The sequence below is a fragment of the Microbacterium aurantiacum genome, from assembly GCF_002872075.1.
GTDB lineage: Bacteria > Actinomycetota > Actinomycetes > Actinomycetales > Microbacteriaceae > Microbacterium > Microbacterium aurantiacum_A.
In genome coordinates this window covers 1-26,678 of record NZ_PGGU01000006.1, presented here as the reverse complement: position 1 = coordinate 26,678, position 26,678 = coordinate 1, and the positions used below count along the sequence as shown (strand labels likewise).

At 67.9% G+C, this 26,678-nt stretch carries 20 protein-coding genes and 1 tRNA gene; 16 read left to right on the top strand and 5 right to left on the bottom strand.

Annotated features, from left to right (window positions below):
* The first annotated feature begins 17 nt into the window (after positions 1 to 17).
* Entirely contained in the window at positions 18 to 2,918 is a 2,901-nt protein-coding gene (locus CUR96_RS05525; RefSeq protein ID WP_102192303.1) for a UPF0182 family membrane protein, read from the top strand.
* Between the two features lie 105 nt (positions 2,919 to 3,023).
* Complete coding sequence (locus CUR96_RS05520) at positions 3,024 to 4,427, top strand: NAD(P)-binding protein (protein ID WP_102192302.1); 1,404 nt, start codon at positions 3,024 to 3,026, stop codon at positions 4,425 to 4,427.
* A gap of 35 nt (positions 4,428 to 4,462) precedes the next feature.
* Here the strand turns inward: CUR96_RS05520 and CUR96_RS05515 are convergent.
* A tRNA-Met gene (locus tag CUR96_RS05515) sits at positions 4,463 to 4,536 on the bottom strand.
* 97 nt (positions 4,537 to 4,633) lie between these two features.
* Between CUR96_RS05515 and CUR96_RS05510 the strand changes: the two genes are divergently transcribed.
* On the top strand, positions 4,634 to 5,443 hold the full coding sequence (locus CUR96_RS05510) for a carbon-nitrogen hydrolase family protein (protein ID WP_102192301.1): 810 nt from the start codon (positions 4,634 to 4,636) through the stop codon (positions 5,441 to 5,443).
* Between the two features lie 158 nt (positions 5,444 to 5,601).
* Here CUR96_RS05510 and CUR96_RS05505 read toward each other — a convergent pair whose 3' ends face one another.
* Positions 5,602 to 6,804 carry an aminotransferase class I/II-fold pyridoxal phosphate-dependent enzyme gene (locus CUR96_RS05505; RefSeq protein ID WP_102192300.1) on the bottom strand — a complete coding sequence of 401 codons (1,203 nt, stop codon included), beginning with the start codon at positions 6,802 to 6,804 and terminating at the stop codon, positions 5,602 to 5,604.
* Positions 6,805 to 6,904: 100 nt separating this feature from the next.
* On the opposite strand from CUR96_RS05505, the gene CUR96_RS05500 reads away from it, so the two are divergent.
* From CUR96_RS05500 to CUR96_RS05490, 3 genes are read left to right on the top strand one after another with little or no spacing between them, the layout of a single operon-like run.
* Positions 6,905 to 8,446 (top strand): S1C family serine protease, encoded by a 1,542-nt coding sequence (locus CUR96_RS05500; protein ID WP_102192299.1) that lies wholly within the window; start codon positions 6,905 to 6,907, stop codon positions 8,444 to 8,446.
* A gap of 46 nt (positions 8,447 to 8,492) precedes the next feature.
* The gene (locus tag CUR96_RS05495) at positions 8,493 to 9,746 is read left to right on the top strand and encodes a CDP-glycerol glycerophosphotransferase family protein (RefSeq protein WP_102192298.1); all 1,254 of its coding nucleotides are present in this window, start codon (positions 8,493 to 8,495) and stop codon (positions 9,744 to 9,746) included.
* Complete coding sequence (locus CUR96_RS05490) at positions 9,743 to 11,179, top strand: CDP-glycerol glycerophosphotransferase family protein (protein ID WP_102192297.1); 1,437 nt, start codon at positions 9,743 to 9,745, stop codon at positions 11,177 to 11,179. Before CUR96_RS05495 ends, CUR96_RS05490 begins: the two co-directional genes overlap by 4 nt.
* A gap of 10 nt (positions 11,180 to 11,189) precedes the next feature.
* Here CUR96_RS05490 and CUR96_RS05485 read toward each other — a convergent pair whose 3' ends face one another.
* Complete coding sequence (locus CUR96_RS05485) at positions 11,190 to 12,260, bottom strand: glycosyltransferase family 2 protein (RefSeq protein WP_102192296.1); 1,071 nt, start codon at positions 12,258 to 12,260, stop codon at positions 11,190 to 11,192.
* A gap of 51 nt (positions 12,261 to 12,311) precedes the next feature.
* On the opposite strand from CUR96_RS05485, the gene CUR96_RS05480 reads away from it, so the two are divergent.
* The 9 genes from CUR96_RS05480 to CUR96_RS05440 all read left to right on the top strand — a co-directional run bounded on the left by CUR96_RS05480 (position 12,312) and on the right by CUR96_RS05440 (position 23,026).
* Complete coding sequence (locus CUR96_RS05480; RefSeq protein WP_146008125.1) at positions 12,312 to 13,589, top strand: CDP-glycerol glycerophosphotransferase family protein; 1,278 nt, start codon at positions 12,312 to 12,314, stop codon at positions 13,587 to 13,589.
* A gap of 58 nt (positions 13,590 to 13,647) precedes the next feature.
* A complete protein-coding gene (locus CUR96_RS05475) occupies positions 13,648 to 14,934 on the top strand; it encodes a CDP-glycerol glycerophosphotransferase family protein (protein WP_102192295.1) in 1,287 nt (428 codons plus the stop codon).
* A 10-nt stretch (positions 14,935 to 14,944) separates the two neighbouring features.
* Positions 14,945 to 15,739, top strand: coding sequence for a biotin--[acetyl-CoA-carboxylase] ligase (locus tag CUR96_RS05470; RefSeq protein WP_102192294.1), 795 nt, complete (start codon positions 14,945 to 14,947; stop codon positions 15,737 to 15,739).
* Positions 15,740 to 15,796: 57 nt separating this feature from the next.
* Positions 15,797 to 16,351, top strand: coding sequence for a PH domain-containing protein (locus CUR96_RS05465; RefSeq protein ID WP_432612413.1), 555 nt, complete (start codon positions 15,797 to 15,799; stop codon positions 16,349 to 16,351).
* A gap of 108 nt (positions 16,352 to 16,459) precedes the next feature.
* Complete coding sequence (locus tag CUR96_RS05460) at positions 16,460 to 17,584, top strand: 5-(carboxyamino)imidazole ribonucleotide synthase (RefSeq protein ID WP_102192293.1); 1,125 nt, start codon at positions 16,460 to 16,462, stop codon at positions 17,582 to 17,584.
* Between the two features lie 103 nt (positions 17,585 to 17,687).
* Positions 17,688 to 18,155, top strand: a complete 468-nt coding sequence (gene purE, locus CUR96_RS05455) for a 5-(carboxyamino)imidazole ribonucleotide mutase (protein WP_102192537.1) — start codon at positions 17,688 to 17,690, stop codon at positions 18,153 to 18,155.
* Positions 18,152 to 19,603 carry an LCP family protein gene (locus tag CUR96_RS05450; RefSeq protein ID WP_102192292.1) on the top strand — a complete coding sequence of 484 codons (1,452 nt, stop codon included), beginning with the start codon at positions 18,152 to 18,154 and terminating at the stop codon, positions 19,601 to 19,603. The genes purE and CUR96_RS05450 overlap by 4 nt, the downstream gene beginning before the upstream one ends.
* A gap of 89 nt (positions 19,604 to 19,692) precedes the next feature.
* Positions 19,693 to 20,766, top strand: a complete 1,074-nt coding sequence (locus CUR96_RS05445; RefSeq protein WP_102192291.1) for a glycosyltransferase — start codon at positions 19,693 to 19,695, stop codon at positions 20,764 to 20,766.
* 88 nt (positions 20,767 to 20,854) lie between these two features.
* Positions 20,855 to 23,026, top strand: a complete 2,172-nt coding sequence (locus tag CUR96_RS05440; RefSeq protein ID WP_102192290.1) for a hypothetical protein — start codon at positions 20,855 to 20,857, stop codon at positions 23,024 to 23,026.
* 76 nt (positions 23,027 to 23,102) lie between these two features.
* Here the strand turns inward: CUR96_RS05440 and CUR96_RS05435 are convergent, their stop codons facing one another.
* On the bottom strand, positions 23,103 to 24,512 hold the full coding sequence (locus CUR96_RS05435) for a sugar nucleotide-binding protein (RefSeq protein WP_102192289.1): 1,410 nt from the start codon (positions 24,510 to 24,512) through the stop codon (positions 23,103 to 23,105).
* On the bottom strand, positions 24,512 to 25,510 hold the full coding sequence (gene rfbB, locus CUR96_RS05430) for a dTDP-glucose 4,6-dehydratase (RefSeq protein ID WP_102192288.1): 999 nt from the start codon (positions 25,508 to 25,510) through the stop codon (positions 24,512 to 24,514). Before rfbB ends, CUR96_RS05435 begins: the two co-directional genes overlap by 1 nt.
* Before the next feature lie 78 nt (positions 25,511 to 25,588).
* On the opposite strand from rfbB, the gene rfbA reads away from it, so the two are divergent.
* Entirely contained in the window at positions 25,589 to 26,458 is an 870-nt protein-coding gene (rfbA, locus tag CUR96_RS05425) for a glucose-1-phosphate thymidylyltransferase RfbA (RefSeq protein ID WP_102192287.1), read from the top strand.
* The last annotated feature ends 220 nt before the right edge of the window (positions 26,459 to 26,678 follow it).

Below are 26,678 nucleotides of genomic sequence, written 5' to 3'. Positions count from 1 at the left end.
GTGCCTAGGATGGGACGGTGACCACGACCTCCGCGCCGAATCCGGCCACGCCCCGAACGTCCCGACGGATCTTCACCATCTCGGTGGTGATCATCGCCGCGATCATCGCTGCGTTCTTCGTCTTCGCCTCGCTGTACACCGAGTTCCTCTGGTTCGACCAGGTCGGTTTCGCGAACGTGCTGACCACGCAGTGGATCGCCACCACGGTGATGTTCACGGCGGGCTTCCTCGGAATGGCTGTGCCCCTGTTCCTCACGATCCAGCTCGCGTACCGGCTGCGACCGGTGTACGTGCGCCTGAGCTCGCAGCTCGACAGGTACCAGGAGGTCATCGAGCCGCTGCGGCGCCTCGCCATGTGGGGCATGCCGATCTTCTTCGGCCTGTTCGCCGGATTCTCGGCTGCGGCGCAGTGGAAGACCGTGTGGCTGTGGGCGAACGGCGTCGCCACCGATGCGGTCGACCCGCAGTTCGGCCTGGACACCGGCTTCTACATGTTCGCGATGCCGTTCTACTCGATCCTGCTGGCGTTCGTCTCTGCTGTGCTGCTGCTCTGTCTTCTCGTGACCGCTCTGGTGTCGTACCTGTACGGCTCGGTGCGCATCGGACAGGGTGAGCTGCGAATCTCGAAGGCGGCGCGCATCCAGCTCGCGGTGCTCGCCGGTCTCTACCTGCTGGTGCAGGCCGTGAGCCTCTGGCTCGACCGCTACCTGACGCTCGTCGCCGAAGACGATCGCATCATCGGCGCCGCGTACACCGGCGCGAACGCGACCATCCCCGGTCTCGCGATCCTCGCGATCCTCGCAGCCCTGGTCGCCGTGCTGTTCTTCGTCACCGCGATCATCGGCCGGTGGCGGTTCCCGCTGGCTGCGACAGCGCTGCTCATCGTGGCATCCCTGGTCGTGGGCGTCGGCTACCCGTGGGCGGTCGACACCTTCCAGGTCGGACCGAACCAGAACTCGCTCCAGGCCGAGTTCTACCAGCGCAACATCGACGGCACCAAAGAAGCCTACGGTGTCGCCGACCTCGAGACGACGCCATTCACGGCCGAGACCGACGCCGAGGCCGGTCAGCTCCGCGAAGACGCGGCGACGACGGCATCCATCCGCATCGTCGACCCCGAGGTGATCAGCCCCACGGTGCGTCAGCTCGAGCAGTACCGCGGCTACTACCAGTTCCAGCAGACGCTCGACGTCGACCGCTACGAGATCGACGGCGTCATGCAGGACACGGTCGTCTCGGTCCGCGACCTCGACATGGAAGGCGTCGACAGTGGCAACTGGAACAACGTCGCCGCGGTCTACACGCACGGCTATGGCCTCGTCGCGGCGGCGGGCAACCAGCGCACTTCCGACGGCGAGCCGGTGTTCCTCGAGCGGGGCATCCCCTCGGCCGGTTTCCTCACGGAGAACGAGAAGTTCGAGCCGCGCGTCTACTTCGGCGAGTCCTCGCCCGAGTACTCGATCGTCGGAGCGCCCGATGGCGCCGAGCCGGCCGAGATCGACTACCCGCGAGGCAAGGACGGCTCCAGCGAGACGAAGACGACCTTCGAGGGCGAGGGAGGGCCGCGCATCGGCGACACCTTCACCAAGCTGCTCTACGCGCTGAAGTTCCAGTCCGAGCAGATCCTGTTCTCGAACCTCGTGAACGAGGAGTCGCAGATCCTCTACGACCGCGACCCGAAGACCCGCGTGCAGAAGGTGGCGCCGTACCTCGAACTGGACAGCGACCCGTACCCGAGCGTCGTCGACGGCCGGATCGTCTGGATCGTCGACGGCTACACGACGAGCTCGACGTACCCGTACTCGTCGAAGGTGAGCCTTTCCGATGCCATCGCCGACTCCAACGTCCAGGCGCCGACGCTCGCCATCGACGAGATCAACTACGTGCGCAACTCGGTCAAGGCGACGGTCGACGCCTACGACGGCTCGGTGACGCTCTACGCCTGGGACGCCGAGGACCCGATCCTCAAGACCTGGCAGAAGATCTACCCGTCCACGGTGCAGCCGATCAGCGAGATGTCCGGCGATCTGATGAGCCACGTGCGGTACCCGACCGATCTGTTCAAGATCCAGCGGGAGATCCTCGGGACGTACCACATCGACAAGGCCGGCTCCTTCGCACAGCAGGACAACCGCTGGCAGACGCCGAACGACCCGCGCAGCGAGTCTGAACTCCAGCCGCCCTACTACCTGACGATGCAGATGCCCGGGCAGGATTCGCCGCGCTTCTCGATGTTCTCGACCTTCATCCCGTCGGCGCAGGGGGGGAGCAACCGTGACGTGCTCATGGGCTATCTCGCGGTCGACTCGGATGCCGGGGCAGAAGCCGGCGTGAAGGCCGAGGGCTACGGGCAGCTGCGGATGCTCGAGATCGACACCGACACCACAGTGCCCGGTCCCGGCCAGGTGCAGAACACGTACAACTCGGACACCGCGGTGGTACCGCAGCTCAACCTGCTCCAGCAGGGCGAATCGCAGGTGCTCTACGGCAACCTGCTGACCCTGCCGGTCGGCGGCGGTCTGCTCTATGTGCAGCCGGTGTACGTGCAGTCCTCCGAGGGCACGAAGCTGCCGCGCCTGCAGAAGGTTCTCGTCGCCTTCGGTGACGAGGTCGCGTTCGAGGACACCCTGACGGCGGCGCTGGACAAGCTGTTCGGCGGCGACGCCGGAGCCGACGGCGGCGACGACACGGTCGAACCGACGGAGCCGGGGACCGAGGAGCCCACCGATCCGGACGCCGGCGAGGTGCCGGCGACGCCGACCGACGCCGAGGCAGAGGCACTGGCGGCTGCTCAGCAGGCACTGCTCGACCGCGAGGCGGCGCTGAAGTCCGGCGACCTCACCAAGTTCGCCGAGGCCGACGAGCGCCTCACTGCGGCCGTGCAGAAGCTGCTCGAACTGGATGCCGCCTCGAAGTAGCCGGCAGCCGACGGATCGAATGGGCGCCCCTGCGGGGGCGCCCATTCGCGTTCGCGCGTCTCAGATGCCCTGGACGCGCCACCGTGCCGGTGCTTCACTGAGAAGATGCCCAGGACGCTGGATGTCGACTACCTCGTGGTCGGCGCGGGAGCGGCCGGAATGGCGTTCACCGACGCGCTGATCGACCACGCCGACGTGCGGGTGGCGCTCGTCGATCGGCGGGCGGCACCGGGCGGTCACTGGCTCGACGCGTACCCGTTCGTGCGGCTCCACCAGGCCTCGATGTTCTACGGCGTGGCGTCCACGCTGCTCGGCGACGGTCGGCTGCAGGTCGAAGGTCCTGAGGCCGGGCTGCAGGAACGGGCGGATCGCGATGAGGTGTGCGCGTACTACGCCGCCGTGCTCGCGGACCGGATGCTCGCATCCGGCAGAGTCGAGTTCTTCGGTGGCAGCACCTTCCTCGGCGATGGCCGAGTCTCCATCGGTGAAGGGGGAGACGGGTTCGCGGTGCCCGACAGCTGCCGGATCGTGGATGCGACGTACCTGGCGCCGAGGATCCCCGCGGTGTCCCCGCCGCCGTTCGTCGTCGCAGCAGGCGCCCGGGTGATCGTGGTCAACGAGCTGCCGCAGCTCGACGCCGCGCCGCGACAGTACGTCATCGTCGGCTCGGGCAAGACCGCGACGGACTCGATCGTGTGGCTGCTCGGTCGAGGTGTCGAACCCGATGCGATCTGCTGGGTGCGCCCACGCGACCCGTGGATGCTCAACCGTGCGAAGGTTCAGCCGGACCCCGTCGTCCTGCTGGGGATGGCGGCCGACACGATGGAGGCGGCCCGGCTGGCGACCTCGCTCGACGATCTGTTCCTCCGGCTGGAGGAGGCTGAGGTCCTGCTCAGGATCGATCGGTCGGTGACGCCCACGATGGCGCGGACGCCCACGCTGGCCATGTGGGAGCTGGCGCTGCTGCGCACCGTAGAGAACGTCGTGCGCCGCGGGCATCTCCGGCGCGTCGAGGTCGGACGACTGCTGTTCGACGACGGGATCGAGGCGGTTCAGCGGGATGCCGTCGTCGTGCACTGCGCAGCGGAAGGTCTGCGACGCAGGCCGCCCGTGCCGATCTGGGGCGGCGACGCCATCAGACCCCAGCCGACGCGCACAGGATTCCCGTGCTTCGGCGCGGCGATGATCGGCTATGTCGAGGCGACCCGTGTCGACGATGACGAGAAGAACCGGGTGTGCCTGCCGTCGCCGTACTCGAGCACGCTGGCGGACTGGGTCGAGATGACGATCCTGGGAACGAGGGCGGCGAGGGCGTTCGGAGCAGAACCCGACATCTCGGAGTGGGCGAACCGGGTCGCTCTGAATCCGGCACGAGTGCCGTCCGGATACCGCGCGTCCGCCGAGCTGGACGTCGTGAAAGCCAGGCTGAAGCAGCACCGTGAACCGGGCCTTGCGGCGCTGGGACGACTGAGCGAGACAGTCCGGAGCGCGGGTGCCGGGGAAAGCTGAAGGCCCGGATCCTTGCGGATCCGGGCCTTCTTTTGTTGCGGGGACAGGATTTGAACCTGCGACCTCCGGGTTATGAGCCCGGCGAGCTACCGAACTGCTCCACCCCGCGGCACAAGAGATAACTTATCACGGATCCAGAGGGTCGTCGAATCGAGCGGGTCCTCCCGGGCGTGTCACGGGAGGGCGGATGCTGGGAGGATGGGGGCATGTCCGAGACATCCGCCCTGCCCGTCGCCGTCTGCCAGTTCGCGCCCACCGCATCCCGTGCCGACAACCTGGAGCGGATCGCCGGCCTCACCGCCGAGGCCGCCGGCCGGGGCGCGAGAATGGTCGTCTTCCCGGAGTACTCCAGCTACTTCATCGACCCGATGGACGCCACTCTCGCGGAGAATGCGGAGTCTCTGGACGGCGAGTTCGTCACGGCGCTGACGGCGCTCGCCGCAGAGTACGCCGTCGTCATCGTCGCGGGCCTCGTCGAACGCGCGGCCGACGAGCACCGCGTGCGCAACGCGGTCGTTGCGGTCCGCGGTGACGGCATCCTCGCGGTCTACCGGAAGCAGCATCTGTACGACGCGTTCGGGCAGCGCGAGTCGGACTGGATCGAGTCCGGCGAGCCGGGGGAGGCATCGACGTTCGAGGCCGGCGGCCTGCGGTTCGGCCTGATGACCTGCTACGATCTGCGCTTCCCCGAGGTGGCGCGCACCCTGATGGACGCCGGCGCCGACGCTCTGGTGGTCCCCGCGGAGTGGGTTCGCGGCCCGCTCAAGGAGCACCACTGGACGACTCTGCTCGCCGCGCGGGCGATCGAGAACACCGCCTACGTCGTCGCGGCCGACCACCCCGCGCCGATCGGGGTGGGGCACTCTCAGATCATCGACCCGCAGGGCGTCGTGCTGGCCGGGGTCGGCACAGGCGACGGCATCGCCATCGCGACCGTGGAGCGCGCCGCGATCGATCGCGTGCGCGCGGTGAACCCGTCCCTGCGCCTGCGCCGGTACGCCGTCATCCCGCGCTGAGGCCCGCGGCGGATCCTGCGCCGACATGGTCAGCGCGTTCAACCTGCATGACGAAAACACGCCTGCAGGGCGACACGCCTAACTGCAGACCTGCATGTGTGCATCGGTCATGCAAGTGGCACGCGGGCAGTCGCGGCGGCGGCGCCTCGAAGACAGCCTCAGGCGCCGAAGGCAGCCAGCCGCGACGCGGCCTCCTCGAGCACTTCGACCCGCTTGCATGCGGCGAACCGCACCAGTCCGTCGTACTCCGGACGACGCTCGGCGGAGACGAACGCGGTGAGCGGGATCGCGACGACACCGGCGCGCTCGGGGAGAGCACGGCAGAACGCGGCGGCATCCGCTCCTCCGAGCACGGTCGCGTCGGCGACGGTGAAGTAGCCGCCCTGCGGCGGGAGCACTGTGAATCCCGCTGTCTGGAGCCCCGCACCGAGGATCTCGTGCTTGCGGGCGAGGGCGGATGCGGCGTCCGCGAAGTACGAATCCGGCATCCGCAGCCCGAGCGCGATCGCCGGCTGGAACGGAGATCCGTTCACGTATGTGAGGTACTGCTTCACGGTGAGCACCGCGGTGATGAGGTCGGCGGGTCCGTGCACCCAGCCGATCTTCCAGCCGGTCGTGTTGAACGTCTTGCCGGCGGAGGAGATCGTGAGCGTGCGTTCTGCGGCACCCGGCAGCGCCGCGATCGGCGTGTGCGGTGCGTGGAAGGCGAGGTGCTCGTAGACCTCGTCGGTGACGATGATCGCATCGTGGAGGGTCGCGAGGCGCACGACCTCGGCCAGTACATCCGCGGCGAAGACGGCTCCGGTGGGGTTGTGCGGGTCGTTCACCAGGATGATCCGGGTGCGGTCGGTGACGGATGCCGCAAGCTCCCCGAGATCCGGCTGGAAGCCCGGGGCGCGCAGTGGCACCGTGCGCAGCCGTGCACCGGCAAGGGCGACGGCAGCTGCGTAGGAGTCGTAATACGGCTCGAAGACGACGACCTCGTCATCGGGGCCGTCGATGAGAGCGAGGAGCGTCGCGGTCAGCGCCTCGGTGGCTCCTGCCGTGACGATGACCTCGCGCTCGGGATCGACGTTCAGCCCGTAGAAGCGCTGCTGGTGCTCGCTGATCGCGGCGAGCAGGTCCGGGATGCCCCGACCGGGCGGATACTGGTTCGCACCGCGGGAGATCGCCTCGCGCGCAGCATCCAGCACCTCCGCCGGACCGTCCTCGTCGGGAAACCCCTGGCCCAGGTTGATCGCGCCGGTTCTCGCCGCGGCGGCCGACATCTCTGCGAAGATGGTGGGCGCGACAACGCCATCGGCCGAGAGCAGGCCGGCCCCTGCTGCCGTGCGTCGCCATGCACCGGGAATGTCACTCATGAAGAACAGGCTAAGGCCATAGCGGAAACTCACCCCGAGCATACGAAACGCACAGATACGGGGCGCACTCTGAAGAGGCGTTGTTGAAGGAGCACACACCATGAACGAAGACAACACCCACGACCACACGGCACCCGTTGTGCCGCCCACCCAGGCCGCAGACGCTGCCGCGAACCCCGTAGCGAGCCCGGCGCCCGGTCCGGCGCACGGCGTCGCCGCAGGACAGGGGCACGAGGTGCCGTCGGCGTTCACGTCGGCCGCGCCGTCCACAGCCTCCGCCTCGAACCCCCACCAGGCGGGCGGCGCGGCATTCGGGCTTCCGACACCGTCGGGCGCGACGCACCCGACGTCGCCGCTGGGCGGCACCGCACCGGTAGGCTTCATCGACGTTCAGGGGAGCGACACCCCGAGCGCCGCAGGTGCGGCCAAGGGGACAGGTCAGAAGCCCAGAACGGGTGTGAAGGTCGCAGCCCTCGTGGTGGCCGCAGCGCTCGTCGGCGGAGTCGCCGGCTTCGGCGGCGGCGCCATCTGGAGCGCAGTCGGCACCCCGCCGCCCGCCGGCGTCGCCTCAGGTCCGGAGACGGTCACGGTGAACAACCCCGGTTCGGTGAACGAGACGACGGCGATTGCCGCGAAGGCGTTGCCCTCGGTCGTCACCATCGAGGTGGCCGGCACCGACGAGGGCGGCAGCGGATCCGGTGTGATCATCAGCGATGACGGCTACGTGCTGACCAACACCCACGTCGTCACGCTCGGCGGCGCCGTGGCCGATCCCACGATCCGCGTCACGACATCGGACGGACGCATCTACGACGCCACTGTCGTCGGCACGGACCCGATCTACGACCTCGCCGTGATCAAGCTCGAGGACGCGAAGGGCCTCACGCCCATCGAGTTCGCCAACTCGTCGAAGCTCAACGTCGGCGACACGGCGGTCGCGCTCGGTGCTCCGCTGGGGCTGTCCAACTCGGTGACGACAGGCATCATCAGCGCGCTGAACCGCAGCATCCAGATCGCGTCGTCCGCGTTGCCCGACTCCTCCGGCGAAGACGCGCCGCAGGAGGAGGCGCCGGAGGAGCAGGGCGAGGGCGGGCCGTTCCAGTTCGACCTGCCCGGCTCCGGCCAGCAGCAGACCTCCGATTCGATCTCGATCGCCGTCATCCAGACGGACGCCGCGATCAACCACGGAAACTCCGGTGGCGCTCTGGTCAACAGCAAGGGCGAGCTCATCGGGATCAACGTCGCCATCGCCAGCTCCGGCAATTCCGAGGAGTCCGGTTCGATCGGTCTCGGCTTCTCGATCCCGTCGAACATCGCCGAGCGCGTCTCGAAGGAGATCATCGAGAACGGCTCCGCCACACACGGCCTGCTGGGCGCATCGGTGCGGGATGCCGCATCGGTCGAGGGCGCAGAGGTCGCGGGAGCCTTCATCGCCGAGGTGACGAACGGCGGTGCGGCAGCAGCCGGCGGCCTGAAGGCCGACGACATCGTCACCGCCTTCAACGGCGTGCCGATCACCAGCGCGAGCGACCTCACGGCGCAGGTGCGGGCCGCCGCCGCAGGTAGCACCGCGACCGTCACCTACGTCCGCGACGGCCGCGAGAGCGAGATCGAGGTGACGCTCGGCGCGCTCGCCGGCTGAGCCACCCGCACAGAGAAGGACGCCACCCGCGCGATAGGCTCGCGGGGTGGCGTCCTTCTCCTTCGGCTCCGGCAACGCGGCCAAGCTGCTCCGGATCCCCGTCTATGCCGCGGGGCGCATAGGAACATTCCTTGTCCCCCGCGGGAACCGCTGGGTCTTCGGATGCGGCGCCGGCATCGGCGACGGTGCGCTCGCCCTCCACGCGCTCGCGAGTGAAGAGGGACACGACACGCTGTGGCTCACCTCCTCCGAACGCGAGGAGCAGGATGCGGCGGCACTCGGCATCCGCACGGTGCGCAAGACGAGCCCGCGTGGCTGGTGGGAGACGGCGCGGGCGGGGGTCGTGGTCGTGACCCACGGCCTGGGTGACGTGAACCGCTACGGCGTGGCCGACGCGTTCGTCGTGCAGCTGTGGCACGGCATCCCGCTCAAACGGATCGGCCTCGATTCCCCGGCGACGACCCAGGTGCCGCGCGTGCCCGGTCACGCGGTGCTGCAGCGCCTGATCGCCCTGCTGTACCGGGCAGCCGCCCAGCGCATCCGCGTGCTCCCGGCGGCCTCCCATCGTTCCCGCGGTCGTCTGGAATCGGCCTTCGGGCTCGGCGACGAGCGGATCGTGGTCACCGGTGAACCGCGGGTGGACGTGCTCTCGACCGGGACCGAGGAGCAGCGCCGTGCAGCGGCATCCGCTCTGCTCGTCCGCACCGCCGGCGACCTGCCCGAGGGCGCCCGCGTGGTCCTGTATGCACCCACCTGGCGTGACGGCGCGGCCGACCCGGCGGTGCCGACCGCCGCGGAATGGGTGCGCATCATCCGTCTGCTCGAGGAGCGCAATGCGGTCCTGATGGTCCGCTCGCACCCCCTCGGCGAGGGAGCGTACTCGCCGCCCCTGCCGAGCCTGCGGGTGCGGATGCTGAGCTCACGCGACCTTGCTGACGTGACTCCGGCGCTCGCCGCCGTCGACGTGCTGATCACCGACTACTCCTCGCTCGCCTTCGACGTCGGCCTGCTGGCGATGCCGGTGCTGTTCCTCGCGCCTGATGCCGCCGCGTATGCGCGCACACGCGGCTTCTACGGGCGATTCGAGGACGTCGCGGGTGACGACGTCGCGACCGACTGGAACGAGCTGGCCACGCAGCTCGAACGGCTCCTCACCGACGAAGCCGCCTTCACCGCGAAGGCACGGCGTTCCGCTACGCTCAGCGCGGAGATGCACGCGTACCGCGACGGACGCAACACCCGGCGGGTGTATCAGGCAATCCGCGCGCGGGGCATCCCTGCGCCGAAGGGAGCAGCATGACGACGGCCCGCATCGATGACCAGGCGGAGACGCTGATCATCGCCGGGGAAGGCGGGCGTCCGGCGCGCGCCGAGCTGGTCGGCTCCCGCGCACGCGTCGACGCCAGGATCACCGGCGGGGGCAAGACGTGGAAGGCCACGTTCGCGCTGCGTGCCTCGCGCTGGGGCGGAGCGGAGTTGCCGCTGCCCGCGGGGGAGTACGAGCTCCGCATCGACGAAGTCCTGCTCGAAGGACTGTCGATCGCGCCGACGCTCCTGCCGGGCCTCCGCGTCGACCTCGACGGGCACGTCGTGCGGATCGCGCCGCCGCTGGACCCGGTGTATGAGAGCGCTCTGGGCCAGTCGACCCTCGAGGAGCGGTATGTCGCACAGGCCGGCGGCACCGAGAACGCGGTGTTCTTCGAGAGCTTCTACGGGCAGAGCGTCGGCTGCAACCCGCGCGCGATCGACCGGGAACTCGCCGTGCAGGCACCGGGCGTGCGCCGATACTGGAGCGTGACCGACCTCTCCGTCGCGGTTCCGGACGGGGCCGTCGCCGTCGTCGAGGGCAGCCCGGAATGGTGGCGTGCGCGGGCCGCGGCCCGCCTCCTGGTCGTCAACGACTGGCTGCGCCGCCGGTTCGCCCGCAAAGCGGGGCAGAAGGTGCTGCAGACCTGGCACGGCACTCCGCTCAAGCGCCTGGCCCTGCACCGGCCCGGGTTCGATCCTCGCCGCATGGCGGCCGTGGTGAAGGAGGCGCGGCGGTGGGACGTCCTGCTCGCGCAGAACCCCTACTCCGCCCGCATCCTCAAGAAGGCGTACGCGTTCTTCGGCCGGCCGATCTGGACAGAGGGTTACCCCCGTAACGACGTTCTCCGCACCGGTGACGCGACGGCCATCCGGGCGGCGCTCGGCATCGGGGCCGATGAGCGCGTGCTGCTCTACGCCCCGACCTGGCGCGACGATCGCACCGAGATGGTCGATTTCGTCGACCCGGAGCTGCTCGCGCGACAGGCGGACTCTGTCGTGCTCGTACGCGGGCACTCGCGCACCCTGAAGCCCGGGCGCGATCGGGCGGGTGCCCGCGTGATCGACGTCACGGGCTACCCCGAGACGGCGCAGCTGCTGCTGGCGGCGGACGGGCTGATCACCGACTACTCCTCGGTGATGTTCGACTTCAGCGTCACGGGCAAGCCGATGTACTTCCTGGTGCCGGATCTCGCCCACTACCGCGGCGAGCTGCGCGGCTTCTACTTCGATCTCGCCGATCGGGCGCCGGGTCCGCTGGTGCACACGCAGGAGGAACTCGCTGCGGCGCTCGCGGACCCCGGACACGAGGCCGCGTATGCGTCCCGCTACGCGGCGTGGCAGGCTCAGTTCAACACGCGCGACGACGGCCATGCCGCTCAGCGCGTGGTCGCACGCATCCTCGATCAGGGATTCGTCACCCGCTGATCCTCACCGGCTACGGCAGAGGGGTGTTGCGCGTGCCGAGGCGGGAGGCGTCGACGGTGTCGCGCGCGCCGCGCAGTACACCACCGAGGAAGCCGAGTCCCCAGGAAACGTGCATCGTGGGGAGCACGAGGAGCGTCCACAGTCGCTGACGGACGCTGCCGCCGCCGGGCGTGAGGGCGACTGCCAGGACGAGCGCGACGTACGCGGCGAGCGGCAGATACACCAGGGATGCGATCGCCGACACGAGACCCGTGAGGGCGCCGGTCAGCTGCAGCGCGGCGACGACCAGTGCGAGCGCGATCAGGACCACGAGCGCAGGAGGTGCGAAGTAGCGGATGCCGTTGCGCCTGCCGAACCGGCGCACCAGTTCGCCGCGCCACGCGCCCGTCGCGTTGAACTGCCGGGCCAGTCGCAGCCAGCTCTCGCGGGGCCAGTAGGTGACCGACAGGGCGGGGTCGAACCAGACGCGGTGACCGGCCTGGCGGATGCGCAGGTTCAGCTCCCAGTCCTCGCCGCGGCGGACGGACTCATCGAAGAGGCCGACCTCGTCGAGCACGTCCCGGCGCATGACCCCGAGGTACGCGGATTCCGCTTCCCCCTCCTGATTGCCGCTGTGGTAGGCGCCGCCGCCGAGGCCGACGGGGGAGTTGTACAGGCGGGCGACGGCCTTCTGGAACGGGCTCCGCCCGTCGGCGCGCATGACGCCGCCGACGTTCGCCGCCCCGGTCCGCTGCAGTGTGAGCAGCGCCCGGGCGGCATAGCCAGGAGAGAGCTCCGAATGCGCGTCCACGCGGATGATCGTCGAGTAGCGGCTGGCGCGGATCGCCGCGTTCAGCCCGACGGGGATGTGCGCGGCGGGGTTGCCCACGAGCCGGATCCGGTCGTCTTCGGCGGCGAGTTGGTGGGCGAGCTCGGTGGTTCCGTCGGTCGAGGGGCCAAGCGCGAGCACCAGTTCGGCCGGGCCGTCGAGTTCCTGCTCGAGAACCGACGCCACGGCGTGTTCGAGGTAGGCGCGCTCGTTGAGCACCGGCATGACGAACGAGACGCCGGGAGGCGGCACTGCGGTTTCGTTCTCATGCATCCGTCGATCATGTCACGGCGACCTCGGAGGTTCGCTGATTACCGTCGAGGGATGGACGTCATCACGGATGTGAAGAAGGCATATCGCCTGATCCGCCGCGCTGTCGTGTCGCGTGCGGCCACCCAGCGCGTGCGGGGCAGGGCGGAAGCGCCGGAGGGGAATCGGTTCCGGATCGCGGTGTACTTCGCCGATTCCGCGGTGAACATGTACCAGATCAGGCAGTGGTACCGGCCGCTCACCGGGCTCGCGGAGCGCTGGCCGATCGTCGTGCTGTCGCGTTCGGCCATCGGTGCCGAGACGTTGCTCGACGACGGCGTGCTGCCGGTGGCGTACGTCCCGAAGATCCGCGATCTGGAGCACTACATCGCCGATCAGGACATCAGGATCGTCCTGTACGTGAACCAGAACACCCGCAACTTCCAGATGTTCCGGTACGGGCGTCGCTGGCACGTGTTCATCAACCACGGCGAGTCCGACAAGGTCTACATGGTCAGCAATCAGTACAAGGCCTACGACTATGCGCTCGTCGCGGGCCAGGCTGCGCGCGATCGCCTGTCGCGGACGCTCTGGGGCTACGACGTCGAGCACCGCACGCTCGAGATCGGGCGGCCGCAAGCCGATCACTATCTCGCCGAGACGCCGTACCCGGCGGACGATCGCATCGTGGTGCTCTACGCGCCGACGTGGGAGGGGGATCGCGCATCGATGAGTTACGGATCCGTCATCTCGCACGGTGAACGCCTCGTCGCCGAGCTGCTCGCCACCGGTCGGCATCGTGTCATCTACCGGCCCCATCCGCGCAGCGGGATCAACGCGCCGGCGTACGGGGCGGCCAGCAGGCGCATCATCGCCGCGATCGCCGCCGCCAACGCCTCCGATCCTGCGGCACACCATGTCCACGACGATGGACCAGAGGTCGGCTGGCAGCTCGCTGCTGCCGATGTGGCCATCGTCGACGTCTCGGCGATGATCTACGACCGGCTCGCGGTCGGCAAGCCGCTGCTGATCACCCGCCCGGTCGACCCCCTCGCGCGGATCGATGACGAGGGCTACCTCTCGGATTGCGAGTGGCTGATGTCGGATGCCGCGGCCGACATCGTCTCCGAGGTCGACCGCGTCCGCGCCGACGATGAGGCGGTCGCCCGGCTGCGGCACTGGGTGCGGCACTACTTCGGCGACACGAGCCCCGGTGTGGCGACGGCGAAGTTCCACGCGGCGATCGAGCAGCTGATGGATGAGTGGGAACGGTGGCGTGCTCTCGACGGCGACTTCCTGACACCGTCCGCAGGTGCCGAAGAGGACGACGGCGTCGATCAGCCGGAGATCTGAGGCCGCAGTCCGGCCGGAAGCGGGAAGGGCGGTGACGGGGACTCAGTATCCTGGAGGGATGGGTGCAGTTTCCGACGCGACGAAGGCATATCGCCTGCTCAGGCGAGCGCTGATCTCGCGATCCGCGGTGCAACGCGTGCGGCGCCGTCTGCAGGCGGACGGCCCGCTCCCCGCTGACCACTACAAGGTCGCGGTGTACTTCGCCGACGGCGCCGTCAACATGTACCAGATGCGTCAGTGGTACCGACCGCTCGCGGAGCTCGCGAAGCGCTGGCCGGTGGTCGTGATCTCCCGCAACGCGACAGGCGCCGAGAAGCTCCTCGAGGAGGAGGGCGCCCCGCCGATCACCTTCGTGCCGACGGTGCGCGACCTCGAGAGGTTCGTCGCGAAGCAGGACATCCGCGTCGTCCTCTACGTGAACCAGAACACCCGCAACTTCCAGATGTTCCGGTACGGACGTCGCTGGCACGTGTTCATCAACCACGGCGAGTCCGACAAGATGTACATGACCACTAATCAGTACAAGGCGTACGACTACGCCTTCGTGGCCGGGCAGGCCGCGCGTGATCGGCTCTCACGGACGCTGTGGAACTACGACATCGATGCACGGACCATCGAGATCGGCCGCCCGCAGGCCGATCACTACTCGGGAGTGCTTCCGTACACCCCCGACGAGCGGACGGTCGTCCTGTACGCGCCGACGTGGGAGGGCGATCGCCCCAGCGCCCACTACGGTTCGATCGCTACGCACGGCGAAGCCCTGGTCGCGGCACTGCTCGCCACAGGCGAGCACCGGGTCATCTACCGTCCGCATCCGCGCAGCGGCGTCGTCGATGACGAGTACGGGGCCGCGCACCGCCGGATCATCGCGGCCGTGGCCGCCGCGAACGCCGCCGATCCCGGCGCTCAGCACGTCTACGACAACGGCCCCGAGCTCGGCTGGCAGCTCGCCTCGGCGGACGTCGCGATCGTCGACATCTCCGCCATGGTCTACGACCGGCTCGCCGCGGGGAAACCGCTGATGATCACGCGCCCGGCCGACGAACGGGCCTCCGTCGACACCACCGGCTACCTCGCCGACTGCGAATGGCTGACAGCGGATGCCGCCCCCGGCATCGTCGCGGAAGTGGAACGGGTCGGAGCGGATGCCGAAGCCATCGCCCGCCTGCGGATGTGGGTGCAGCACTACTTCGGCGACACGACGCCCGGCGTCGCCTCCGCCAAGTTCCACGGCGCCATCGAGCGGCTCATGAGCGAATGGGACGACTGGCACGAGCACGAGATGGGCAGCATCCGATCCGACGAGGACGACGATGACGAGGAAGCCGACGAGGAAGAGCTCTAGGCTCCTCGTCATGGACTTTCCCCGTGCCGCGGCCGTCGCCGCCCGATTCGCCATGCTGCCCGAGACGGGCTCGACGAATACCGACCTGCGGGAGCACGCCGAGGACCCTGCCGGCTGGCCGCATCTGTCGGTGCTCACGACGAGGAACCAGACGGCGGGGCGGGGGCGGCTCGATCGGGTCTGGACTGCGCCGGCGGGAGCATCCCTGGCGGTGTCCGTGCTGCTGCGACGCCTGCCGGCATCGATCGATGCTCGTGGCTGGATCCCGCTCGCGGCCGGACTGGCGATGGCTGAAGCCGTCGCGGCACAGCTTCCCGATCATGAAGTCGGCGTGAAGTGGCCGAACGATGTGCTCATCGGCGGCGGTGAGGCCGGGGGAGCCGGAACGTTCACGCACAAGATCTGCGGAATTCTGGCGGAGGCGACGGGTGAGACGATCATCGTCGGAGCGGGCGTGAACACGGCGATGACCGCGGAAGAGCTTCCGGTGCCGACGGCGACCTCCTTCGCCGCACTCGGCGCCGAGGTGGACGAGGATCGCCTGCTGGCCGACTACCTGCAGGCACTCGACGGTCACCTCACGGCGCTGGTCGCAGCCGACGACGCCGTGCGAAGCGGCCTGCACGCGTCGGTCACCGGACGATGCGTGACGCTGGGGCGCGACGTGCGCGTGTCGCTGCCGGGCGGCGAGACCGTGCAGGGCCGCGCGATGCGGCTGGACGCGGATGGACGCCTGGTGGTGCTCGCCGACGAGATCGAGCGCGCGATCTCGGCCGGCGATGTGGTGCACGCTCAGGCGCTCTGACGCCGCGATGACCGGCGCGCCTCCGGGGATGTCGCAGACCACAGGCACAATAGAGGTGTGACTCACCCCGTGACGCTCGGAGGCAGGCCGATGATGCCGCCGCCCGGAGTGCCGGCGGAGGAACTGCTCATCGCCCGATTCCGCGGTCACGCGCGGCGGCTGTTCTGGTCTGCGTCGGTGCTGATCGCCGTGTTCGGCGGCGCGGCCTACTTCTACGACAACCTGCCTGCGCCGTTCGAGAACTGGATGCTGCTCACGGCCGCCGGTCTCGTCCTTCTGCTGATCGTCGTGGTGCCGTATGCGCTCTGGCTGTCGCGCACCTGCACCGTGACGACGCGTCGTGTCATCGTCAAGCACGGGCTGGGTGCCAGCCATCGGCGCGAGATGTCGCATGCGCGCGGGTACACGATCGGCGTGCGCCGCGGCATCCTGCAGCGGATGTGGGGAGTGGGCACGATCATCCTCTCCAACGGCGTCGATGCGCCGCTGCGGATTGCGAACGTCCCGAACGTCACCCTCGTGCACGAGACTCTCGCCGATCAGATCGAGGTGAGCCAGATCCTCGCACACCGCGACGCCCAGGCGGGCGCCGACTCCTTCGAAGACTCCTGACCCGCGCGATTGCGGGACATCGTCTTCTTCTTCCGCACCAGTGCGGGAGAGCGTCTTTTTCTTCCGCACCAGTGCGGGAGAATGGACCCGGACGAATGGAGGCGGCACATGGCGCTGCGTGTGGGCGTGATCGGCGGAGGACAGCTGGCCCGAATGATGATCGCTCCGGCGGTCGAGATCGGCATCGACCTGAGGGTCCTCGCCGAGGAAGAGGGGATGTCGGCGCAGCTCGCCGCGACGGCGGTCGGCGACTACCGAGACCTCGAGGCCGTGCGCGCCTTCGTCCGTGACGTCGACGTCGTCACCTTCGACCACGAGCACGTTCCGCAGGACGTCCTGCGCGCTCTCGTCGCCGACGGCGTCGCGGTGCATCCGGGACCGGATGCGCTGCAGTTCGCCCAGGACAAGCTGGTGATGCGCGCGCGGCTGGCCGAACTCGGCATCCCGCAACCCGACTGGGCTGCGGTCAGGGATGCCGACGAGCTTCGGGCCTTCCTCGACGCGCACGGCGGCCGGGGAGTCGTGAAGACCCCACGCGGCGGGTACGACGGCAAGGGCGTGCGCGTGGTGCGTGCCGGCTCCGAGGCGGATGACTGGTTCGCGGCGCTCGGGGAGGGGGAGGCGCTGCTCGTCGAAGAGCTCGTCTCCTTCGTCCGTGAGCTCGCGCAGCAGGTGGCCCGGAGGCCCGGCGGAGAGATGGTCGCCTATCCCGTCGTCGAGACGGTGCAACGCGACGGGGTGTGCGCTGAGGTCCTCGCGCCGGCGCCCGGAGCACCGCAGCGGCTGGCGCAGATGGCTGAAGGCATCGGCCGCACGATCGCCGAGGGGCTGGGCGTGACCGGCATGCTCGCCGTCGAGCTCTTCGAGACCGACGATGAGCGCATCCTGGTGAACGAGCTCGCGATGCGTCCGCACAACAGCGGGCACTGGACACAGGACGGAGCGGTCACCTGCCAGTTCGAGCAGCACCTGCGTGCCGTCGCGGATCTGCCGCTGGGGGATACGAGTCCGCGTGCGCCATGGTCGGTGATGGTGAACATCCTCGGCGGACCGGCCCAGGGCACGCTGGAGGACCGATTCTCGGCGGCGATGAGCGATCAGCCCGCAGCGAAGATCCACACCTACGGGAAGGCTCCGCGCCCGGGGCGAAAGGTGGGACACGTCAACGTCGCAGGTGACGACCTCGACGACGCCGTCTACATCGCGCGCGCAGCAGCGGGGCATTTCGCCTGACCGAGGGTGCGCGCCGTTCGGGGGATCTCACAGTCCCAGCCCGTAGCCTGAGTGGGTGACTGAGCCTCTGCACTCCTCCACAGCCCCTCTCGTCGGTGTCGTCATGGGATCGGACTCCGACTGGCGCGTGATGAGCGACGCCTCCCAGGCGCTCAGCGACTTCGGCATCCCGCACGAGGTGGAGGTGGTGTCCGCGCACCGGACGCCCGACAAGCTGATGCAGTACGCCCGCGAGGCCCGTGGCCGCGGTATCCGCGTCATCATCGCCGGAGCCGGCGGTGCAGCCCACTTGCCCGGCATGCTCGCGTCGATGACCGCGCTGCCCGTGATCGGCGTGCCGGTGCCACTCGCGTACCTCGACGGGATGGACTCGCTGCTCTCGATCGTGCAGATGCCGGCGGGCATCCCGGTGGCGACGGTCTCGATCGGCGGTGCGCGCAACGCCGGCATCCTCGCGGCGCGCATCCTCGGAACCGCTGACGACGCCCTCGCAGACCGGGTCGAGGACTACGCGCGCGAGCTGGAGGCGCAGGTCGGGGAGAAGAACGATCGGCTGAAGGAGTCGCTGTGACCCTTGCGCCTCCGCGCACGGTCGGGCGGCCGTTGATCGAGACGCGCCCGCTCCGGCATCCGGACGCCTCCGACGCCGGACTGATGGCGAAGCGCGGCTGGTGGCTGGTGCTGCTCAACGTTCTCGTCCCCGGCTCCGCGCAGGTGCTCGCCGGCAGGCGCAGGCTCGGCCGGTTCGGTCTCGGCGCCACGTTGCTCGTCTGGTTCCTCGTGATCGTCGTCGCGGCGCTGGCGATGTTCGCCCGCCCGGTGCTGCTGTGGCTGGCGGTCGGCGCCGGCCTGTTCTCCGCCGTGCTGCTCACCGTCGTGCAGATCGCGCTGGTCGGCTACGCCGTGCTGTGGCTGGTGCTCACGCTCGACACCCTCCGTCTGGTACGGCTCGTGAAGGTGCAGGGGCCCTCGCGCTTCGCGATCCCGCTGGTCGCGCTGCTGCTGTTCGGCCTGATCGGCAGCGGCACGGCCTATGCGGCGTCTGCAGTCGGGTCCGTCCGCGACACGCTCGGTGCAGTCTTCGGGAACAGCGGTCCGAGCCTTCCTCCCAGCGAGGGGTACTACAACATCCTGCTGCTCGGCGCCGACAGCGGGGAGGGGCGCGATTCCATGCGTTTCGACAGCATCTCGGTGGTCTCGGTGAACGCCACGACCGGTGCCGTGACGATCACCGGGATTCCGCGCGAGCTGCCGAACGCGCCGTTCAGCGCGAAGAGCCCCATGCTCGAGCAGTATCCGAACGGATTCGAGGGGCACTCGTCTTCGACGTGCGGCTGGAACGGGTGGATGAACCACGTCCGCAACGCCGCGCAGACCTGCCGCGAGGACGGCGGGTCGGCGCTGTATCCCGACGCAGCGGCGCACGGTTCCGAGCCCGGCATCGAGGCGACGAAGGATGCGGCGGAGGGCGTGCTCGGCATCGAGATCCCGTATTACGTCTTCGTCGACATGCATGGCTTCGCGCAACTGATCGACGCGCTCGGGGGAGTGGATATCAACGTCACCGAGCGTCTGCCGATGGGCGGCGGTCCTTCCTACGACGGCGAGCCGGCCGAGGACTGGGCGATCGGATGGATCGAGCCGGGTCAGCAGCACATGAACGGCGACACCGCGCAGTGGTACGCGCGGTCGCGGTACACGACGAGCGACTGGGATCGGATGAAGCGGCAGCGCGAGCTGCAGGCTGCGATCCTCGCCCAGTTCACGCCGCAGACCGTGCTCACCCGCTTCAACGAGGTCGCCGCTGCCGGAACCGCGCTGATCGAGACGGATCTTCCGCAGGACAAGCTGCCCGAGTTCTTCGACCTGGTGCTCAAGGCGAAGGAGCAGACGGTGACGTCGATCGAGCTCACGCCCGAGTTCGGGGTCGACGAGCACGAACCGGACTACGCCCATGTGCACGAGATGATCCAGCAGGCGCTGCATCCACCGACGCCGACGGCGACTCCGTCGCCCTGAGGCTCGCGAAGCTGTGTAGTCGCTGACACTTGCCGGTCGTGATCGCGCGTTGTCCGAGCGCCGATCGCGGCTGAGGCTACCCTTTCCTCATGGGTGCTCGACTGCGTGTTGTTCTGGATCAGTTGGGGCACGTCGTCGATGCCGATCAGGCTGCGGCTTCGGCCGATCTGGTGCGGGGTCTCATCGCGACCACGCCATCCGGATGCGAGGTCGACGCGATCGTCGCGGCCGGCGCGGAGGTCGAGATCGCCGGCCTCGCCGAGGTGCGCCGCCTGCCGCTGGCGCGGCGCGAGCTCGCCGCGTCCTGGCAGATGGGGATCACGCACGGGGTGGGCGGGGGACTGATCCACGCGCCGACCCTGATGGCGCCGCTGGTTCGGCACGACCGCGTCCACGACAACGACCAGACGACCGTCACGCTGTGGGACCTGAACGCCTGGGAGGCCCCCGAGACGCTCTCGAAGACCACCGTCGCCTGGCAGCGCGGAATGCTGCGCCGGGCGGTGAAGCATGCGGATGCCGTGGTCGTGCCCTCGCATGCCTTCGCCGAGCGGCTCAAGGAGCTCGCGAAGGTGGGAGAGCGCGTGCGGGTGATCGCGGGCGCCGCACCCACCGGATTCGCAGAGCCGTCCGATGCCGCAGGACGCCGATCGGAACTCTCCCTGCCGGAGCAGTACGTCGTGCTCGTCGGGTCGAACGCGTCGCTCGAGGAGGGCTTCCGTGCGGCCGCTGCGGCGGGTCTGGATGCCGTCGTACTCGACGTCGCCGAAGGGACAGAGCCACGTCTGGCCGAGATCGCGTCCGCCGCCGGTCTCCCGGAGCAGCGTGCCCACATGCGCGGACCGCTGCCGGCGACCGATCGTGCCGCGGTGCTCTCCGGCGCTTCGGCGTTCGCGGCGACGAGCGCGCTCACCGTATGGCCCTGGCGCGCGATCGAGGCGATGACGCTCGGTGTTCCCGTGGTCGCCGTCGAAAGCGGCATCCATCGGGACGTGATCGCCGACGGCGGGATGCTCGTGGACGCCTCCGAGCTGGCAGACGCCGTCGTCGACGCGGCCGGACCGGGCGCGCGACGGCTTCGCGTGCTCGGGGCCGACCGCTCGCGGGCGTTCTCGTGGGCGAGTTCCGGCGAGAAGGTGTGGGGACTGCACGCCGAGTTGTGACGTCGGGCGTCCGCATCGAACGTGGTTCCTCGGCGCAATGACGCGTGTCCAGCGCTGAATCACGGCGTCGCTGCGACAGACTGTCGATATGACTGGACAGGCCCGTAGTCCTCGACGCCCGATCGCGCCCGGACGCTGGTTCGCCTGCCTGCTCGCCGTCGTCGCTTTGGTAGCAGCGGTCCTCGTGCCTACCGGCGCCGCCACGGCTGCACCGGCGGCACCAATCTCTCGTGCGGCATCCGACCCCGTAACCGGCATCAAGCCGATGACGCTCGCCGGGTTCGACCCAGGGAACCTCATCAGTGACGCCGTGTTCACGAACAAGAGCACGATGACCGAGGCGCAGATCCAGTCCTTCTTCAACGGCAAGGTGACGACGTGTCGCGGTGGCACAGATGAAAAGGGCAGGCCGATCGTCTGCCTGAAGGACTTCAAGATCACCTCGGTCAATCGCCCGGCTGACAGCTATTGCCAGGGCTACACAGGAGCCGCCAACGAAACCGCGGCGCGCATCATCTACAAGGTCGCGCAGTCTTGCGGCATCAACCCTCAGGTGCTGATCGTGATGCTCCAGAAGGAGCAGGGGCTGATCACGAACACATGGCCGAGCGCCTGGCGCTACGACATGGCTTTGGGCCAGGGCTGCCCGGACGACGCACCATGCGACCCCGCCTTCGTCGGCTTCTTCCACCAGATCTATGGCGCTGCGCGGCAGATGCAGATCTACATGGAGGGCCGGTACTTCACCTGGTTCGCACCGGGGAAGACCTGGAACATCCGGTACAGCCCGAACGTCGCCTGCGGATCGTCGCCCGTCTACATCGCGAACAAGGCTACGTCGGCGATGTACTACTACACGCCGTACCAGCCGAACGCGGCGGCGCTGGCGGCCGGGCACGGCGAGGCTCCCTGCGGGGCCTACGGCAACAGGAACTTCTACAACTACTTCACAGACTGGTTCGGATCGACTCGGGCTGAGGACCCGTTCGGGAACATTGAGTTGATCGAAGCCCGCCCTGGCGAGTTCGTGGTTTCAGGATGGGTTGCTGACACCAGTACGGCATCTCCCATCTCGGTGCATGTCTACGTCGGACCTAAGGCTGGTGCCTTCCCCGCAGACGTGGACCGACCTGATGTCGCGGCGGCGTATCCCGGTACGGGACTCAAACATGGGTTCTCAGCGAAGATCCCCGCCTTCGGCCCGGGCCAGTTCAACGCCTGCGTCTACGCCATCAACGCAGGCCCAGGGGCCAATGCTCTGCTCGGATGCAAGATGCTGAATGCCATCAGCGGACCGCCGGCGGGTCGATTGGATTCGGTTGTCGGCGTAGCCGGCGCGGTCGAGTTCTCGGGCTGGGCGATCGACCCCGACACCGTGGCTTCAATCCCTGTTCACGTGTACGTCGACGGGCAGAGCTGGGCGTTGCCTGCAAACAAAGCCCGCCCGGATCTGGCCGCGCACTTCCCGATCTTCGGCACGGCCCACGGGTTCGCAGGCAAGTTGGAGGCGGCGCCGGGGCCACATAACGTCTGCGTGTACGGCATAAATGTCGGAGCGGGTGGTCACGCTCTCCTCGGATGTCAACAAGTGACCGTCCCTGGGAGTTCAGACCTCGGTCGGCCACCATTCGGCAATTTCGAGGCGCTCTCCGTGTCGGGCAACGTCGCGACGGCGTCCGGGTGGGCGATCGACCCGGACACGAGCGCGTCTGTGGCGATCCACTTGTACGTCGGCGCAGGCAGCGCAGCGTACGCAGCGGACAAGGAACGCCCTGATGTCGCGGCCTTCTATCCGGGATTCGGGACCCGACACGGATTCGTGGAGCCGCTCACCCTGCCTACGGGTACGACGAACGTCTGCGCCTACGCGATCAATACTGGTCGTGGGGGCCACACGTTCCTCGGATGCAGGATCGCCACGGTGAAGGCCCCCAGCGTCGACCGTGGTCTGAAACCGTTCGGCAACTTCGAGGCTGTGGTTCCTACGACAGGGGGCGCGATCGTCGCGGGATGGACGATTGACCCGGACACAGCGGGTCCGATCAGCGTTCACATCTATGTAGACGCCGCGAGTGCAGCCTACCTCGCTGACGATCCTCGTGCCGATGTTGCCGCCTTCTATCCTGGGGCTGGTTCGAATCACGGTTTCGGTGAGACCGTCGCAATGGCGCCTGGAGCGCATCGGGTCTGTGTCTACGCGATCAACAATGGCAGCGGCGGTCACTCCTTCCTCGGTTGCCGCGACGTCACGGTGCCCTGATCGGGCGTGTGTAGACGAATGGGCAGCTGACGCTCAGCTACCCATTCGATCATCAAACCCTTCGACGCAATCGTCCTCAGCTGCGAAGGTACTCGGACAATGAGTCCACCGTTTCGCCGGGCACGAAACCGGTTGAACGGATCCTGGAGAGGTCCAGGGCGCTGTTGCGCGGTCGGGGTGCGACCGGAGTTGCCGACTTCGCGAAATACTCGTCTGTGGAGATTCCTGTCACGCGTGCGGGGTCATGGCCTGTCGCGGCGAACACTTGTCGTGCAACCCCGGCCCAGGTCGTCACATCACCCGCTCCTGTGAGGTTGTAGGTTCCGTAGGCGGCGCGGTTTGAGAGAAGATGTTGGATGCCCGCAGCGATGTCGTTCGTGAAGGTAAGCCGGCCGAACTGGTCATCGACAACGCTCGGATCGAGGCCGCGTTCGGCGAGTGATGCCATCGTCCGAACAAAATTCTTGCCTTCTCCGATGACCCATGACGTGCGAACGATGTAATGCCGGGGAACGGTGCTGACGATCGCGTCACCAGCGGCCTTGGTCTGTCCGTACACGCCGAGTGGACGCACCGGGTCGAGCTCCGTGTAGTCTCCGGTCTTCGTCCCGTCGAACACATAGTCGCTGGAGACGTGCACGAGCGTGATGCCATTCTCGGTCGCGATCCGGGCGAGCCCGGCGACACCGGTCACGTTCGCTGCCCAGGCTTCCTCTCGCCCGTCGGCGGTCTCGGCCGCGTCAACGGCCGTGTACGCCGCCGCGTTGATGATCGTGTCGTACTCACGCCAGCGGCGGGCCGATCCGAGGTCCTGATCGGCCAGGTCCACGTCGTCCCTGGTCGCGTACTCATAGCGCGAGCTGTCGCCCAGGAGCGCGTGCAGCGCGAGGCCGAGCTGTCCGTTGGCGCCCACGATGAGCGTCTTCTTCGGCCCGATGGGCCTGACATCGGCGAGCCGGGGATGGGCAAGGTCCTTGGCGGAGATCTCCACCTCGCTGAGCGGAATCGGCCATGCGATGGCAGCGGTCTCATCTGCGAGGTTCAGGAACGAGTACTCGGCATCGGCTGACCAATGGTCGTTGACCAGGTACGCGTACGCGGTGTCGGTTTCCAGCGTCTGGTAGGAGTTGCCGACGCCGCGCGGTACGAAGATCGCTCGAGATGGATCGAGTTCTGTCGTGAACACGGTCCCGAAGGTGGGCCCCTCGCGCAGATCCACCCAGGCACCGAAGATACGTCCGGTTGCGACCGATACCCACTTGTCCCACGGCTCGGCGTGTACACCTCGCGTCGTACCGACCGCGTCGTTGAACGAGATGTTGTTCTGAACCGGTCCGAAATCGGGGAGACCGGCCGCGACCATCTTCTCGCGCTGCCAGTTCTCCTTGAACCACCCGCGTGAATCGCCGTGGACGGGAAGTTCCGCGACCAGCAGACCGGGGATCGTCGTTTCGGTGATCGTGAGCGTCTTGCCGAACTCCGTCATCACTGCCCCTTGGAAGCGTAGAAGGACTCGGTCGCGTCCTTCGACGGCGCCCACCACTGCTCGTTGTCCCGGTACCAGGCGATCGTCGATGCGAGACCGGACTCGAAATCGCTGAACTTCGGCTTCCAGCCGAGGTCGGCGCGCAGCTTGGAGGAATCGATCGCATAGCGCAGATCGTGGCCTGCGCGGTCCGTGACGTGGTCGTACGCGTCAGCGGGTTGCCCCATTTGGGTGAGGATGAGTTCGACGACGGACTTGTTGTCCTTCTCACCGTCGGCGCCGATCAGGTACGTCTCGCCGATCTCGCCTTTGCCGAGGATCGTCAGCACAGCCGAGGAGTGATCATCGGCGTGGATCCAGTCTCGGACGTTGAGCCCCGCCCCGTAGAGCTTCGGCCGGATGCCGCGAATCACATTCGTGATCTGTCGTGGGATGAACTTCTCGACGTGCTGATAGGGGCCGTAATTGTTCGAGCAGTTCGAGATGGTCGCCTGCACGCCGAAAGACCGTACCCATGCGCGCACCAGCAGATCGCTGCCGGCCTTCGTGGACGAATACGGTGAGGACGGGTTGTACGGGGTGCTCTCCGTGAAGCGATCCGGGTCATCCAGCTCCAGGTCGCCGTACACCTCGTCCGTGGAGATGTGGTGGAACCGGCGATCGTGGCGGCGCGCGGCTTCGAGCAACGTGTACGTGCCGATGATGTTCGTGTCGAGGAAAGGGCGGGGGTCGTGCAGGGAATTGTCGTTGTGCGATTCGGCGGCGTAGTGGACGACCGCATCGGCGTCGGCGAAGAGCCCGTCGACAAGTTCGGCGTCGACGATATCGCCGTGTACGAACCGCAGGCGGTCCGTCGGGAGACCGGCGAGAGAAGCTTCGTTGCCGGCGTATGTCAACTTGTCGAGAACCGTGACATGTGCGTCGGTGTTCTCGATCACGTGATGCACGAAATTAGATCCGATGAATCCGGCGCCGCCGGTGACAAGCAGTCTCTGCATGCCACCCAGCGTACCGGGGACGCGCTGCAAGACTCGGGGCGTTTGTTCAGGTGTGCGGGATCGGGGAGACTGTTACCCATGCGCGGAATCATTCTCGCCGGCGGAACTGGATCCCGGCTGCACCCCATCACCCTCGGAATCTCCAAGCAGTTGGTTCCGGTGTACGACAAGCCGATGATCTACTATCCGCTGTCGACGCTGATCCTCGCGGGCATTCGTGACATTCTGATGATCACGACGCCGCATGACGCGGAGTCGTTCCAACGGCTGCTCGGCGATGGATCGCGATTCGGTGTCTCGATCACTTACAAGACCCAGCCGTCTCCGGATGGACTCGCCCAGGCGTTCATCCTCGGAGAGGAACACATCGGCTCCGATTCAGCAGCCCTTGTCCTCGGTGACAACATCTTCTATGGCCATGGCATGGGCACTCAGTTGCGCCAGTACAACGACCTCGACGGAGGTGTGGTGTTCGGGTACTGGGTCGATGACGCGACGGCCTACGGTGTCGTCGAGTTCGGCGAGGACGGGCGCGTAGTCTCGCTCGAAGAAAAGCCGGAGAAGCCGAAGAGCAACTACGCCGTCCCCGGTCTCTATTTCTATGACAACGACGTCATCGAGATCGCGAAGGCGCTCAAGCCGTCTCCGCGCGGCGAACTGGAGATCACCGATGTCAATCGCGAGTACCTCGCTCGGGGGAAGCTCAAGGTGCAGCTTCTCACTAGAGGCACCGCATGGCTGGACACGGGAACATTCGATTCTCTCGCTGAGGCCACCGACTTCATCCGCACGGTCGAGAAGCGCCAGGGCTTGTCCATCGGCTGCCCCGAAGAGGTCGCCTGGCGGATGGGCTTCCTCACGGATGACGACTTGCGTGAGCGCGCTGAGCCCCTCATCAAGAGCGGATATGGAGCCTACCTGCTCAAGGCGCTCGCCCAGGGACGCTGACAGGCCGGAAGCTAATATTGTCCAGGCCTGCGAGCCAGGAGCGCGCAACTGATACGCGTCGATGAATTCATACGAACCCCGGAGATCCTCAAAGTATGACAAACATGAGTCGGGTGCCGGGTGTTTTCCCGGTTGGTGGTCGTCGGCTTGTGGTGTACGTGGTCTATGACCGGCGTGGGGATGTGGATGACTACATTCCGTTCGCGTTGACGGGTCTTCG

Excerpts from the sequence above, each read along its gene's own strand:
- CUR96_RS05520 (WP_102192302.1), top strand. The coding sequence starts at position 3,024 with ATGCCCAGGACGCTGGATGTCGACTACCTCGTGGTCGGCGCGGGAGCG.
- CUR96_RS05510 (WP_102192301.1), top strand. The coding sequence starts at position 4,634 with ATGTCCGAGACATCCGCCCTGCCCGTCGCCGTCTGCCAGTTCGCGCCC.
- CUR96_RS05505 (WP_102192300.1), bottom strand. The coding sequence starts at position 6,804 with ATGAGTGACATTCCCGGTGCATGGCGACGCACGGCAGCAGGGGCCGGC.
- CUR96_RS05500 (WP_102192299.1), top strand. The coding sequence starts at position 6,905 with ATGAACGAAGACAACACCCACGACCACACGGCACCCGTTGTGCCGCCC.
- CUR96_RS05490 (WP_102192297.1), top strand. The coding sequence starts at position 9,743 with ATGACGACGGCCCGCATCGATGACCAGGCGGAGACGCTGATCATCGCC.
- CUR96_RS05485 (WP_102192296.1), bottom strand. The coding sequence starts at position 12,260 with ATGCATGAGAACGAAACCGCAGTGCCGCCTCCCGGCGTCTCGTTCGTC.
- CUR96_RS05480 (WP_146008125.1), top strand. The coding sequence starts at position 12,312 with ATGGACGTCATCACGGATGTGAAGAAGGCATATCGCCTGATCCGCCGC.
- CUR96_RS05475 (WP_102192295.1), top strand. The coding sequence starts at position 13,648 with ATGGGTGCAGTTTCCGACGCGACGAAGGCATATCGCCTGCTCAGGCGA.
- CUR96_RS05470 (WP_102192294.1), top strand. The coding sequence starts at position 14,945 with ATGGACTTTCCCCGTGCCGCGGCCGTCGCCGCCCGATTCGCCATGCTG.
- CUR96_RS05460 (WP_102192293.1), top strand. The coding sequence starts at position 16,460 with ATGGCGCTGCGTGTGGGCGTGATCGGCGGAGGACAGCTGGCCCGAATG.
- purE (WP_102192537.1), top strand. The coding sequence starts at position 17,688 with ATGGGATCGGACTCCGACTGGCGCGTGATGAGCGACGCCTCCCAGGCG.
- CUR96_RS05445 (WP_102192291.1), top strand. The coding sequence starts at position 19,693 with ATGGGTGCTCGACTGCGTGTTGTTCTGGATCAGTTGGGGCACGTCGTC.
- CUR96_RS05440 (WP_102192290.1), top strand. The coding sequence starts at position 20,855 with ATGACTGGACAGGCCCGTAGTCCTCGACGCCCGATCGCGCCCGGACGC.
- CUR96_RS05435 (WP_102192289.1), bottom strand. The coding sequence starts at position 24,512 with ATGACGGAGTTCGGCAAGACGCTCACGATCACCGAAACGACGATCCCC.
- rfbB (WP_102192288.1), bottom strand. The coding sequence starts at position 25,510 with ATGCAGAGACTGCTTGTCACCGGCGGCGCCGGATTCATCGGATCTAAT.
- rfbA (WP_102192287.1), top strand. The coding sequence starts at position 25,589 with ATGCGCGGAATCATTCTCGCCGGCGGAACTGGATCCCGGCTGCACCCC.